This is a genomic window from Nostoc sp., from assembly GCF_035638895.1.
Lineage (GTDB): Bacteria > Cyanobacteriota > Cyanobacteriia > Cyanobacteriales > Nostocaceae > Nostoc.
Genome location: NZ_DASQZC010000486.1, coordinates 1 through 13,439 on the forward strand (window position 1 = coordinate 1; position 13,439 = coordinate 13,439).

At 42.9% G+C, this 13,439-nt stretch carries 16 protein-coding genes; 10 read left to right on the top strand and 6 right to left on the bottom strand.

Translation table 11 applies throughout. The features are described 5' to 3' along the window. Positions 1–147: 147 nt before the first annotated feature. Positions 148–948: a PhzF family phenazine biosynthesis protein gene (locus VE944_RS24365; RefSeq protein ID WP_324983142.1), complete on the bottom strand. Its 801-nt coding sequence runs from the start codon at positions 946–948 to the stop codon at positions 148–150. 253 nt (positions 949–1,201) lie between these two features. On the opposite strand from VE944_RS24365, the gene VE944_RS24370 reads away from it, so the two are divergent. From VE944_RS24370 to VE944_RS24380, 3 genes are read left to right on the top strand one after another with little or no spacing between them, the layout of a single operon-like run. Beyond that, the gene (locus VE944_RS24370) at positions 1,202–1,426 is read left to right on the top strand and encodes a hypothetical protein (RefSeq protein ID WP_324983145.1); all 225 of its coding nucleotides are present in this window, start codon (positions 1,202–1,204) and stop codon (positions 1,424–1,426) included. Between the two features lie 47 nt (positions 1,427–1,473). Then, the gene (locus VE944_RS24375) at positions 1,474–2,856 is read left to right on the top strand and encodes an aminopeptidase P family protein (protein WP_324983148.1); all 1,383 of its coding nucleotides are present in this window, start codon (positions 1,474–1,476) and stop codon (positions 2,854–2,856) included. A gap of 53 nt (positions 2,857–2,909) precedes the next feature. Beyond that, the gene (locus VE944_RS24380) at positions 2,910–3,395 is read left to right on the top strand and encodes a hypothetical protein (RefSeq protein ID WP_324983151.1); all 486 of its coding nucleotides are present in this window, start codon (positions 2,910–2,912) and stop codon (positions 3,393–3,395) included. A gap of 153 nt (positions 3,396–3,548) precedes the next feature. Here the strand turns inward: VE944_RS24380 and VE944_RS24385 are convergent, their stop codons facing one another. Beyond that, positions 3,549–4,178 (bottom strand): Uma2 family endonuclease, encoded by a 630-nt coding sequence (locus VE944_RS24385; RefSeq protein ID WP_324983154.1) that lies wholly within the window; start codon positions 4,176–4,178, stop codon positions 3,549–3,551. Between the two features lie 86 nt (positions 4,179–4,264). Continuing rightward, positions 4,265–4,897 (bottom strand): Uma2 family endonuclease, encoded by a 633-nt coding sequence (locus VE944_RS24390; RefSeq protein ID WP_324983157.1) that lies wholly within the window; start codon positions 4,895–4,897, stop codon positions 4,265–4,267. A 312-nt stretch (positions 4,898–5,209) separates the two neighbouring features. Between VE944_RS24390 and ffh the strand changes: the two genes are divergently transcribed. The 3 genes from ffh to VE944_RS24405 all read left to right on the top strand — a co-directional run bounded on the left by ffh (position 5,210) and on the right by VE944_RS24405 (position 7,475). Beyond that, positions 5,210–6,676, top strand: a complete 1,467-nt coding sequence (gene ffh / locus VE944_RS24395) for a signal recognition particle protein (protein ID WP_324983161.1) — start codon at positions 5,210–5,212, stop codon at positions 6,674–6,676. A 135-nt stretch (positions 6,677–6,811) separates the two neighbouring features. Continuing rightward, a complete protein-coding gene (rpsP, locus tag VE944_RS24400; protein ID WP_100900058.1) occupies positions 6,812–7,078 on the top strand; it encodes a 30S ribosomal protein S16 in 267 nt (88 codons plus the stop codon). Then, a complete protein-coding gene (locus tag VE944_RS24405) occupies positions 7,035–7,475 on the top strand; it encodes a KH domain-containing protein (protein ID WP_100900059.1) in 441 nt (146 codons plus the stop codon). The genes rpsP and VE944_RS24405 overlap by 44 nt, the downstream gene beginning before the upstream one ends. A gap of 442 nt (positions 7,476–7,917) precedes the next feature. Here VE944_RS24405 and VE944_RS24410 read toward each other — a convergent pair whose 3' ends face one another. Continuing rightward, positions 7,918–9,108, bottom strand: coding sequence for an RNA-guided endonuclease InsQ/TnpB family protein (locus VE944_RS24410; RefSeq protein ID WP_324983167.1), 1,191 nt, complete (start codon positions 9,106–9,108; stop codon positions 7,918–7,920). Between the two features lie 86 nt (positions 9,109–9,194). After that, a complete protein-coding gene (locus VE944_RS24415; protein ID WP_324983170.1) occupies positions 9,195–9,359 on the bottom strand; it encodes a hypothetical protein in 165 nt (54 codons plus the stop codon). Positions 9,360–9,388: 29 nt separating this feature from the next. Between VE944_RS24415 and VE944_RS24420 the strand changes: the two genes are divergently transcribed. Continuing rightward, positions 9,389–10,342, top strand: a complete 954-nt coding sequence (locus VE944_RS24420; RefSeq protein ID WP_100900060.1) for a PhoH family protein — start codon at positions 9,389–9,391, stop codon at positions 10,340–10,342. Positions 10,343–10,384: 42 nt separating this feature from the next. Then, positions 10,385–10,789, top strand: a complete 405-nt coding sequence (locus VE944_RS24425; protein ID WP_324983175.1) for a ChuX/HutX family heme-like substrate-binding protein — start codon at positions 10,385–10,387, stop codon at positions 10,787–10,789. Between the two features lie 2 nt (positions 10,790–10,791). On the opposite strand, the gene VE944_RS24430 is transcribed toward VE944_RS24425, so the two are convergent. Then, positions 10,792–11,130: a carbon dioxide-concentrating mechanism protein CcmK gene (locus VE944_RS24430; RefSeq protein ID WP_324983178.1), complete on the bottom strand. Its 339-nt coding sequence runs from the start codon at positions 11,128–11,130 to the stop codon at positions 10,792–10,794. 103 nt (positions 11,131–11,233) lie between these two features. Between VE944_RS24430 and VE944_RS24435 the strand changes: the two genes are divergently transcribed. Both VE944_RS24435 and VE944_RS24440 read left to right on the top strand, forming a co-directional pair. Then, positions 11,234–12,034 (top strand): DUF6816 family protein, encoded by an 801-nt coding sequence (locus VE944_RS24435; RefSeq protein WP_324983180.1) that lies wholly within the window; start codon positions 11,234–11,236, stop codon positions 12,032–12,034. 88 nt (positions 12,035–12,122) lie between these two features. Beyond that, a partial coding sequence (locus tag VE944_RS24440; RefSeq protein ID WP_324983183.1) for an ABC transporter ATP-binding protein occupies positions 12,123–13,439 on the top strand: 1,317 nt, incomplete at its 3' end.

Consider the following 13,439-nt stretch of genomic DNA (forward strand, 5'->3'; position numbering starts at 1 on the left):
TTGAGAATTTTAACAGCCGCCGTGGGTATCCCGGAGGCTCTAAACGCCTGTGGAGAACTTGTAAGACTTGGAGCAATTCAGGCAAAGATCGTTGAAGCAGGAATCACGCGACTTTGAGTCGTGTGAGGTTCAATTGTAATATTAGGTTTATGCGGTAATTAACTCACCTCGCATAACAGTTACCGCTTGTCCGCTCAGAAAGACGCGATCGCCTCCGTCATAATATACCTTCACCACGCCACCGCGACTGGATGCTTGATAAGCCAAGAACTCATCTTTGTGCAAGCGATCGCGCCAGAAGGGAGCGAGACAGCAATGAGCCGCCCCAGTTACAGGGTCTTCATCAACCCCTAAACCCGGTGCAAAGAAGCGAGAGACGAAATCATATTCAGAATCAGGGTTAGTGAGGCTGGTGACAATTATCTCAGAAGTAGGCAATGTTTTCAGTATTTGGAAATTTGGCTGTATTTGCCGTACCAAATCTTCAGATGCCAATTCTACTAAATAGCCCAAGGAATTCAAGAAAACAGATTTGTATGGGACACCCAAAGCAGCCTTGAGTTCTTGCGGCGCGACTGTTGCTTGTGAATGATTCACAGGAAAATCTAACTCAATCCACTCACCTTGCAACTTAGCAATCAGCACTCCGCTTTTAGTATAAAAACGCGCAGCTTCATTAACTGACAAATGCCCCTCTGACCAAAGTACATGGGCACTAGCTAAAGTTGCATGTCCACAAAGCGGTACTTCTACTGTGGGCGTAAACCAACGCAGATTGAAGCCATCATCCTGTCTAACTAAAAAAGCCGTCTCAGATAAATTCATCTCCTGCGCTACATTCTGCATCCAGCGTTCGTCTTGGGGAGTAGGCAGAACACAGATAGCAGCAGGATTACCTGCAAAAGGTGTATTGTTAAAAGCATCAACCTGAGTAATGATTTGTCCCATTAGAGTCACCTGGAAAATTAGACAACATTATATTTATCAAGAGTGCATGAGATATTTATGCCACTAGTTACGATTATTTGCGTCTATAGCGGTTCTCAATAGCGTGGAATACATGCTTACTCATTCTTAGAGGCACACAGCCGTACTCCTAAAGTGCATATTACATCCAAACGAGAACCGCTATATACACTACCTGATAAATTAAAAATACAATCTCCAAAAACTAGGGTCAATGTCAAAGCAAAATGGAAACATGACGATAAAAATCTTTAGAAGCATCTTTGCTGCTGTCAACTTAGCGTTAATTTTTGGAGGATTAGTTAGTTGTGGTCTTAATGTACCGCAGCCACTTGCTCCAACTGAGCAACAAAAACCTAACCAACAGCCTAACCAGAACGACGAGGATGATGACGACAAAGATGGCGATCGCAAGAATAATGATCGCAAGGATGATGAAGACGATGACGATAACGACTAAATAAAGGCAAAGCTATAACCTTTATCCTTCTCTTTGAGTTGCCATTTATGCTGATCCAACAAACTTCTACTTCCCTCGTCGATACTTTACGCCACCGACGGCAACAATTAGCCAACCTCATTGATTTTCCAGCAATTCTATGGTCAGGTAGCAAGAGTCCGCGCAACTTTCCTGCAAATCCCTTTCCGTTTCGCGCTAGCAGTCATTTCCTCTATTTTGCCGGACTGCCATTATCAAATGCAGCAATTCGTTTAGAAGGCGGCAAATTAGAACTATTCATCGACGATCCATCACCCAGCAGCGCCCTTTGGCATGGAGAAATGCCAACGCGCGAGGAAATAGCTCAGAAGATTGGGGCAGATGTGGCAGGGCCAATGGCAGAATTAGAGTCTTGGATAGAAGGTGCCGCCACAGTCGCTGTACAAGATGCAGCTACTTGGACGCAACAATCGCAGCTATTAAATAGATGGGTTTTACCACAAAGTCCTCCCCAAGGAATTGACTTGGAGTTAGCTAAAGCGATCGCTTCTCTCCGCCTCACTCATGATGAAGCTGCATTAACCCAGTTGCGAAAAGCTGCTGCTGTCACTGTTGAGGCTCACAAAGCTGGTATGGCAGCAACACCTAAAGCCAAGCTGGAAGCAGAAGTTCGGGCAGCGATGGAAGGGGTAATTATTGCCCACAATATGACAACTTCCTACACCAGTATTGTCACCGTTCACGGTGAAGTTTTACATAACGAACAATATCACCATCCCCTACAACCAGGTGACTTATTACTTGCCGATGTCGGCGCTGAAACTGAGATGGGTTGGGCAGGTGATGTAACTCGCACATGGCCAGTTTCTGGTAAGTTTTCATCTACCCAAAGAGATATTTATAATGTTGTGCTGGCAGCCCATGATGCTTGCATTGCCAAAATATACCCTGGTGTAGAGTATGGAGATATTCATTTGCTGGCTGCCACGGTTATAGCTGAAGGTTTAGTAGAGTTAGGAATTTTACAAGGAAATCCCCAAGACTTAGTAGAAATGGATGCCCATGCGCTGTTTTTCCCTCATGGTATTGGCCATCTACTGGGTTTAGATGTCCATGATATGGAAGATTTGGGCGATTTAGCTGGGTATGAAGAGGGACGTTCTAGGAGCGATCGCTTTGGCTTAGGCTACCTGCGTTTAAATCGTCCCCTGCGCCCAGGAATGGTAGTCACAATTGAACCTGGTTTTTATCAAGTACCAGCAATTTTAAATGATGCCAATGTTCGCTCAAAATATCAAGATGTAGTGAATTGGCAGCGTTTATCCGAATTTGCCGATGTACGCGGAATCCGCATCGAAGATGATGTTTTAGTTACCGCAGAAGGTAGTGAAGTTTTAACAGCTGCATTACCAAACGATGCTGTTACTATAGAAAATTTAGTAAGTTCCTAATCTGTACATCATGCCTTGCTAATTGATAGCGTAAACACATAGGATGTTATCTTATGATCAAAAAACCCATAGGATTACTACTGGGCGGAGTTATTGTTACCTTCGGACTATTGCCATTATTAGCTCAAGCACAGCAGCCGATTTCTGATACCCAAGTTGCGGCGATGGTAGAAGCATTGCGACAAGCTGCACCGCAGACAAAAAATCCTAACGATGGATATTACAGCCAATGGCAAGTTAAACCAGAAACTCTCAAAGGCTGGTCAAAAACTTGTCTCAAACGAGAACTGACACCGACGCAGTTTGAAAATAACCCAGCGATCGCTCGCCAAGTTGTATCCTGCATTACCCGCCGTGAGTTAACAAATCAGTTCCGCACCACCAATAATAATGAAATTGCATCTGTACGTGGTGCAGCTTGTTGGTGGATGACTGGTAGCTATACAGGTTGTAACAAAGCCTTCACTGCTGAATATGTGCAAAAAGTTGTCCGACTTTACCAACAACAGCGTTCAAAACCAGCAACGACTCAATCATAAAAGGGCGACTCTTACGCGCATAGGAGAGATTTCCTCCTTCCCTACTAGGGAAGGGGGTAGGGGGTTAGGTCTTTTTACTTCGTCCTTGCAAGTTACACTCTTTCGGTATGTAGATTGGTCGTCGTTCAATCTAATTAATTTGCTATTTTGCTATTAAATTTGGCTTTTAACCCATTGCCGAAATTCTTTAACTAATTCCAAATAATCTTTTTCTCCCACCTGCTCTAAAAAATCAGAAATCTCTGTTAGTGGCAGATTGGGAAATGCTAAACTCCCTTTAACAGATATATATTTCTGATTTTGTAAAATGTTAATACTAAAAGAATTGCCATCATACCGCCAGATTTCAGGCACACCCATATCAGCATAGACTTCAAAGCGATTTTTAGAACTGCTAGTAATATCAATTTCCACTACCAAATCTGGTGGTCGGTCTTGCGTTAAATCTATTCTTTTTTTGCCTCTGATTACATTAATATTTTCAATGTAAAAGCATTTGTCTGGTTCTGCACCACTAAGTTGTGGAAGTTTAAAAGTAGTAGAACCAAGGCAGTCAATTCTCACTTCTAGTTCTTCTGCTAGAGTTTCGACAAATCGACCCACAATTTCTTTGTATCGTTCATGTTCAGGTGAAGGAACCATAATTTCTAAAGTACCTCGATTGTAAGTAAGCCGGAGGCGGCGACTAGCACTAAGTTCAGTGAGTAAGTTTTCGTATGTTTGCCAACTGATACCCGATAGGTGGACGATTTCTGTGGTTTGAAGCAGTGTGTTGCTAGTCATAGCTATCTAAGAGTATTTGAGAAGTTTTTGGGTGCTAAGGAATAATAGTAATTTTGTAATTTTGAATTACGTTTAGCTCATTGATTTCAATCAATCTTACTTCTAACCCAGTTGCGAAAATCACTCACCAACTCTAGATAATCTTTTTCTTCAACCTGTTGTAAAAAATCAGCAATTTCTGTTAGAGGCAAATTAAGAAATGCTAAACTTTGGTCAACAGCTATATATTGGTCATCTCGTAATATATTTATACTAAAAATAGTGCCGTCATAATGCCAAATCTCTGGTACACCCATATCAGCATAGACTTCAAAGCGATTTTTATAACTGCTAGTAATATCGATTTCTACTACCAAATCTGGCGGCGGATCTTGTTGCAAATTAATTCTTTTTTTGCCCTTAATGAACTTGACATTTTTAATGTAAAAGCATTCATCTGGTTCTGCACCACTCAGTTCTGGATGTTTGAAAGTAGTAGAACCAAGGGGCTGAATCCTAACTTTTAGTTCTTCTGCTAGAGTTTCGACAAATCGACCCACAATTTTTTTATAACTTTCATGTTCAGGCGAAGGAACCATGATTTCTAAAGTACCTCGATTGTAAGTAAGCCGGAGGCGGCGACTAGCGCTAAGTTCAGTTAGCAAGTTTTGATATGTTTGCCAACTGATACCCGATAGGTGGATGATTTCTGTGGGTTGAAGCAGTGTGTTGCTAGTCATAGCGATATGTAGTGTAGGTTCTCGCTGTCCAATAGCCCTTCATCGCCTCATTGTACTTTAAGCTCAATCTTCTGAGGACTTACGCAAAAACCCTCTCAAACTCTCATTCCTCCGTGAACTCTGCGCCCTCTGTGGTTCGTTTTCCGTTACTCGTGCGTAAGTCCTACTTCTATAAAGGTAGGTATCTGGTTGCTACAGTCGCGGTGAAAACTACTAAGCTGGTAAATAGCACGTTAAAACTTTAGCGGAAATTCGGAATCGCATTCATCGGCGGTTCAAAATTCCCATTGGCGAACTACCTGTAATTACATTATGTTTGATGCTCTATCTGACCGTTTAGAATCCGCCTGGAAAAAACTGCGGGGACAGGACAAAATTTCTCAATCCAACATTCAAGATGCATTGCGCGAAGTGCGCCGCGCCTTGTTGGAAGCAGATGTCAATCTCCAGGTAGTCAAAGATTTTATTAGCGAAGTCGAAGCCAAGGCACAGGGAGCCGAGGTGATTACTGGCGTGCGACCTGACCAACAGTTCATCAAAATTGTTCACGATGAATTGGTGCAGGTGATGGGAGAAGAAAATGTTCCCATCGCAGAAGCCCAGGAACAGCCTACTATTATTCTCATGGCTGGGTTGCAAGGTACTGGTAAAACCACAGCGACCGCTAAGTTAGCCTTACATTTGAGAAAATTAGATCGTAGCTGTTTGTTGGTGGCGACAGACGTATATCGCCCAGCAGCAATCGACCAGTTGCTGACCTTGGGTAAGCAAATTGACGTACCAGTATTTGAACTAGGAAGCGACGCCGATCCCGTAGAAATTGCCCGACAGGGTGTAGAACGCGCTAGGGCAGAAGGTGTAAACACAGTAATTATTGATACTGCTGGTCGCCTACAAATTGACGAAGACATGATGGCGGAATTAGCCCGCATCAAAGCAACTGTCCAACCCCATGAAACTCTGTTGGTGGTGGACGCGATGACTGGTCAAGAGGCAGCCAATCTTACTCGCACCTTCCATGAGCAAATCGGAATTACTGGGGCGATTCTCACCAAGATGGATGGTGATAGCCGTGGTGGTGCAGCGCTGTCAGTACGAAAGATTTCGGGAGCGCCAATTAAATTTGTGGGCGTGGGTGAGAAAGTCGAGGCACTACAACCATTTTATCCCGATCGCATGGCATCCCGAATTCTGGGAATGGGCGATGTGCTAACCCTGGTAGAAAAAGCCCAGGAAGAGTTTGACTTAGCAGACGCTGAGAAAATGCAGGAGAAAATTTTGTCAGCAAAGTTTGACTTTACTGACTTTCTCAAGCAGTTGCGGATGCTAAAGAACATGGGTTCTCTGGGAGGCTTCATCAAGATGATTCCAGGGATGAACAAGCTCTCAGACGATCAGCTCAAGCAGGGAGAAACCCAGCTGAAACGCTGTGAGGCAATGATTAACTCCATGACTCGCCAAGAACGCCACGATCCCGATTTATTAGCCAGTTCTCCCAGTCGGCGGCGGCGGATTGCTGCTGGCTCCGGCTATAGAGAGTCAGATGTCACTAAACTGGTAGGTGATTTCCAAAAAATGCGATCGCTCATGCAGCAAATGGGTCAAGGTGGCTTCCCTGGAATGCCAGGAATGTTCGGCGGTGGCGGCATGGGCAACGCCTTCGCAGGCGCAGGCAATCGTCCTCCAGCCCCTGGATGGCGGGGTTATGGTGGTGATGCCACAGGCACGAAAAAGAAAAAAACCAAAGATAAAAAGAAAAAAGGCTTCGGTAATCTTTAGTTATTGGGCATTGGGCATTGGGAATGGGGCATTGGTAATTTGCTAATGACTAATGACCAATAGCACCAAATGCTAGACGAGTGCTAAAATTAGCATTTCGGCATACTTACCAATTAGGAGAATGATTCTTTAACCATGATCAAACTGCGCTTGAAGCGATTCGGTAAAAAGCGGGAAGCAAGTTACCGCATTATCGCCATTAACAACCTCGCTCGCCGCGATGGTCGTCCCTTAGAAGAGTTGGGATTCTACAACCCCAGAACCGATGAAGTGCGACTAGACGTTCCCGGCATCGTCAAGCGACTACAACAAGGCGCTCAACCCAGTGACACCGTCCGTCGCATTTTAGTAAAAGCCAATGTTTTTGAACAGGTCAGTGCCACACCTACAGCCGCATCATAATTCGGGAACAATATCCCCAACAGCTAGTCCCAACTATGTTGGGCTGGTTCGGTTTTTAGTGCAGCCGTTTTTGGAATCTCCAGAAACTTTAAGCGTCGATTGTGAAATTTCTCAGGCCCTCAACCGGGCTTGGATTCGCATCGCCTTTGAAAGCACGGATAAAGGGAAAGTGTTTGGTCGAGGGGGACGCAATATTCAGGCGATTCGTACAGTAATTGCCGCCGCCGCCGCCGCTACTGGGCAATCAGTATATCTGGATATCTACGGCAGCACTACGCCGGGCCGCGAAGGTATGTCTTTTGATGAAGAGACAGAAGAGCGATCGCCACCGCCGACTAGAAGAGAACCGCGTGGAAATGATGGGCCTAAACCCATTGTTAAACCCCGCCTCCGCTAGTTTCAAACTAGAGAGCAAGTCTGAGCGGTTGTAGTTACCTCCGCTCAGAATTTTTGTAAAGATGGAAAGTAGCAAAAAGATTTTTCGATCTTTTTTTGAATTCACCGAAGAGGCAGAGGGGCAGGGGGCAGGGAGAAAGATACTGGAATTACCCTGCCACAAGGGTTAGAGAGCAACTAAATTTATTTATGCCTAAAAGTAAAAGTATTTATTTCGAGATGTGTAATACGAGAAATAATACGTTCAAACTTTCAGCAGCCCTACATTCATGTATGGTAATTTCCCCCTGCTCCCCGCTCCCTGCCCCTTTTCCTCTTTTTGATCGGTAGGGGCGTACAACTGTATGCTCCTACTGCCGATTTATTTGTTGCAAAGATTTTTCCAAAATGTAAATAATAAAAGCTTGACACTCCCCGCTCTGAAGAGACGGGGATTCTTGAATCTAAGACATGACTTGCTCATGCAGGATTACTCCAACAAGAGTAGAGGACTCATCTCCCCAAGCGTTGCTTGCATCAAGTGCAAAGGTTCCGGTATGCCCTACCGTACCCAATCCTCGACTAAGGATATTCCTAGCTGCGTTTTCATCCCTATCCATCACGCATCCACAACTACAAACGTGTGTTCTCGTTGATAGGGTTTTTTTGACAATTTCACCACAGCTAGAGCAAACAGCGCTACTATATTGCGGATTAACCGCAACCGTAACACGTTTAAATACTTTCCCAAAGTACTCAACCCAGACACGGAACTGATACCAAGATGCGTCATTAATAGACTTGGCTAAACAATGATTTTTCACCATATTTTTAATCCTCAAGTCTTCATAGGCTATCAAGTCGTTAGACTGAACTACGCACCGTGCTAATTTCACAGCATGGTCTTTACGTTGCCTACTTATTTTGAGGTGGCGATTGCCTAAAACGCAGCTAGCCTTGCCTCTATTTTTTGAACCTTTAACTTTTCTAGAAACTCGACGTTGTGAGCGCTTAAGAACCTTTTCCCCAGTGCGAAGAAACTTAGGATTCGCAACAATTGTTCCATCTGAATCGGTGTAGTATTCCTTCAATCCAACATCTAACCCTACTGTTTTACCAGTTGGTTCTATGTTCTCAGATCGGTCTACGTCAATACAAAATTGAATATATACACCGTCGGCACGTTTTACCAATCTCACCCGTTTTATTTGGTTAATTTGGTAGAAATGCAAATCACGAGTTCCTTTGAGCTTTAAACGACCAATACCTTTTTTGTCAGTGAAAGTTATTGATTTACGATTATCTGCGAGCTTCCAACCTGATGTTTTGTATTCAACAGATCGGCAATCTTTTTGAAACTGGGGAAATCCCTTTTTTCCTGCAAGACCTTTTTTGCAGTTGTCGTAAAAACGAGAGATAGAAGACCATGCCCGCTCTGCACTGGCTTGTCTAGCCATCGAGTTGAGTTCATTAGCAAAAGGAAAATTAGCCGCAAGCACCGCGCAGTATTTCTGCAAATCATTTTTACCTGTGCCTTTTACGTCCATCCACAACCTAATACAGCTATTACGAATGAACTTAGCCGTTCTGATTGCATCATTTACTGCTGTTAATTGTGCAGACTTTCCATAAGCCTTGAATTCAAATACGAGCATTTGTCTTGCCTCCTTGTTCTTATACTACCGTCTTTGGTATAAGATGTTAAGGTAGTTGAGAAACTTTATACAATATTCACAGTGGGTTAAAACCCACCGTGTCGTTTTTCATCCCCCATCTGTTCGCGCTTGCGTCTCCCTTTGGGAGAAGCACGCAATACGGTACTACGTACCTGTTGCTTGGGGGCTTTCAAACTCCCGTCAGTTTCTTGTAATTTCGCTAAGGGTGAAAAAACATTAACCTTTGTCAAACACAGATCCTCACCAATTAAGAAATACTATGGCAGGTGCCTTAACAATTCAGCTGCCGAATATTCCCAGTGCGATCGCTCTTGCGGGAGATAGAGAAGAAAATCTCAAAATGCTATCTCGGCAAACAGGAGCCACTTTAGTGCTACGCGGACAGGAATTAGTGATTTCTGGTACCGAAGGGCAAATTGATCTGGCTTCTCGATTAGTGCGATCGCTTGAAGACCTCTGGATTAAAGGCAATACTATTTCCAGTGCCGATATTTTAACAGCTCGTCAAGCCATAGATAGCGATCGGCAAGGGGAACTGCAAGATTTACAGCGAAATGTCCTCGCCAAAAGTCGCCGGGGCGAAGAAGTCCGTGCCAAAACCTTCCGCCAGCGTCAATATATTGATGCACTCCGTAGACGCGATCTTACCTTTGGTATTGGGCCTGCTGGTACTGGTAAGACTTATCTCGCTGTTGTTGTCGCCGTGCAAGCACTTCTTGCTAACGAGTTTGAAAAGCTAATTTTAACTCGCCCTGCCGTCGAAGCTGGTGAAAAACTTGGTTTTTTGCCTGGAGACTTACAACAGAAAGTTAATCCCTATCTTCGCCCACTTTACGATGCTATTTATGAATTTATCGACCCCGAAAAAGTACCTAGTTTAATGGAACGCGGTGTAATTGAAGTCGCACCACTCGCCTATATGCGGGGACGCACCCTCAATAACGCTTTTGTAATTGTGGATGAAGCGCAAAATACTACACCCGCTCAAATGAAAATGGTTTTGACTCGTTTGGGTTTCCGTTCTCGGATGGTGATTACAGGGGACATGACACAAACTGATTTACCACTTCACCAACAATCGGGTTTAGGAGTGGCTTTACAAATTTTAAAACACGTTGAAGGCATTGCCTTTTGCGAATTTTCTCAAAAAGATGTTGTGCGCCATCCTTTAGTTCAGCGCATTGTTGCTGCTTATGAACAATACGAAAAATAGTCATTAGTCATGGGTCAAAAAACTGAGAAAGGATAACAATTTATGAGTACTACTTTGAAAGAATTTTTAGAAGCTTGTGAGACTTTAGGAACTTTGCGTTTAATTGTTACTAGTAGTGCTGCTGTATTAGAAGCACGAGGCAAAATAGAAAAGCTATTTTATGCAGAATTGCCTAAAGGTAAATATGCGAATATGCATACTGAAGGCTTTGAGTTTCACTTGAATATGGACAAAATTACTCAGGTGAAATTTGAAATAGGTGAAGCGAAGAGGGGGAATTTTACAACCTATGCTATCCGGTTTATAGATGATAAACAAGAACCTGCCTTAAGCCTGTTTTTGCAATGGGGTAAACCTGGCGAATATGAACCAGGACAGGTGGAAGCTTGGCAGACTCTAAAAGAGAAGTATGGTGATATTTGGCAACCTTTACCAGCAGAAATTTAAAGCTAAACTGATAGAGGTGCAGGAAATCGGATATCTGCACCGAATTGCTCTACATTAACGCTGCGATGAATCGGTAAAACATATTCTAAATTTTCGTGAGGGCGGGGAATAATATGATAAGAAATCACCTCACCGCCGTTAACTCGCAGCACCGCCTTTAATCCTACTGTCACCGCCACATTTACCTCGCCCACAACCCCTCGAATTAACACGGTAATTCGTCCCAAATCAGTATTTTCATAACCAACAAGGGTTACACGGGCAGCTTTACACATAGCATCTCCTACTTCCACTGCTGTGGGAACGCCATAAACTTCAATCATGCCTAGTGCCAATGTCATGCTATAACCATAATTTGGGATTGTAAGGTCAAATATATTACTACAAAGTTTTAATTTTTTACACAAACTTACTTAATTTTTAATCTTAAATACAAAACTGTTAATGCTTACAATAAAGGCGATTTGGAGTTTTTACTTGCTGTTTTTATTCCTTTTGTGGAGTGGCGATGCTCTTGCAGGAGAGTTATCTGAACGGTTAGGAAATTTTCCCCAATGGGAAAAATTAACTTCTGTACAATCGGCTTCGGGTGATTTGGTTTACCCTGAATGGATGGCTGGTACTTGGCAAGTTACAAGTACTTTAGTAGATTTAGCTGCACCTTTAGCACCAAAAATCGTAACGCCAGGATTTGAAGGTAATCGCCGACAATTAAATCAGCCTGTAAGTTTTGTAGTAAGATTTGTCAAAGAGCAACCATATATTAGTGAATTAAAGATATTACCTCAGCTCAAGAAAAAATCCCCAATTTTAGTAGCAGATAGAGCATTTAATAGCTTGAATCTGGCAAGAGCTTATTTAGGGGATGAAGCTGTGTTATTAGTCAAAGTAGATCCAGATTCACCTAATCGTCAGATTACGTTCTTACGTAGCAGTCGCCAACTAGTTTCTATTGTGACTGCACGAGCTACAGAAACTACCCCTGATGACAAATTCATTACTACAGAAGTGTTTCAACAACTATTCAAAGGCGGTTCACGCCCTTATTTAAACTCTGTAGAATCTACCACCGCTTATCATAAACTTCCAACAGCTAACCCGGCAATTGAGGCAGATCAAGTTACTGCTGTCTATCTTTCACCCCAAGATCCAGATTACTTTAAAGCTGGTTCTCGACCAGTTGCTCTCTATCGCTATCGCCTAAAATTTATCCCTGCACAAATGCCCACTACTCCAAAGGAGTGATTTAAACCTATAGCCCTTGACTACTGTGTAATACATCTGTAGTATATAAATTCCAAGTTTACGATCGCGCTCTTGGACGGTGTGCATCATGGCCAAATTTCAAGATATTGTCAATTACTTTCGCTCTTACTGGAAGCTGAGTGTTTTCAGTATTACAGCATCTAGCATTTACGAAGTTATTGATTTAGCTGTACCTTACGCGATTGGGCAGATTTTAAACGTTTTGTCTGATCAACCTTTGGATAAACCACTTCAAAGTGCGATCGCAAGTTTTTCAAACATCACCAATTACCCAGTCAATAAAACTCTATCTTTAGGTGTCTTACTGGGTTTAATTTTTGTTGTAACCGTAGTGAAAGCGCCAACACAACCTTGGTTAAGCAATTGGTTTCATTGGGATATAGCTTTAAGGGTGCGTCGGGAAAAAGCCCAAACAGCCATAGAAAAAATTCTGACTCTCCCACTCGAATTTTATGATGAAAATAACCCCGGACGTATTGCTGGAAGAATAGCAAGAGGTATTTCTAATCACACTTTTACTTACCCTGAAGTTGCCGGACAGTTGATTCCTAAACTAGCTCGTGTACTAGGAATTTTCTTGTTTATTTTAGTGATTGAATGGCGAATTGCAGTTCTATATCTAATCTCCTTTGTAGTTATCCTTGGCTTAACTTTGAAGGATTTACAACGGTTGACTGGGCACGAAACTATTCTGGATAAATACGCTGAGGACACCGAAAGCCGTACTTCCGAATTGATCACTAATATCAAAACGGTGAAAGCATTTGCTAGAGAAGCTAGGGAACTGAAACGGCAAAAGCAACGTTTGGATCGTGAACTAACGGTGATTGAGCATCGCATCCACAAAGGTTATACCATACTGACTACTTGGCAAAGAACTGTAATTCAGTTTTGTGTATTTACAATTCTGGGTTTGACTTTAGCAGCAACATTAGATGGGAGAATTTCTCTTGGTCACTTTGTCATGACCTTAACTCTTTCTAGCATGGCTTATGCCGAATTAGAACCTATTAGTAATTTGGCAGAAGTTTTTGCCCGTCGTTATTCTCCTATGCTGCGGTTTCACGAATTTCTGCAAGAGCCAACTGCATCTGATTCAGCTAGTCTTTTAGAAGAGAGCAACCAGACAGAATCTCCTTATAAATTTACTGGAAAAGTTGAGTTGTCACACCTCAGTTTTGGATATGATGCCAAGCATCAAGTTTTGCAAGATATCAACTTGTTGATTGAGCCATACCAAACAGTGGCATTAGTGGGGCGTTCCGGTTCTGGTAAGTCTACTTTAGTGAAATTGCTGTTGCGATATTTTGAGCCTCAAGAAGGTCAAATTCTGATTGATGGTCAAGATATTCGCACTTTGGATGTGGGTAAGTATAGACGAAGG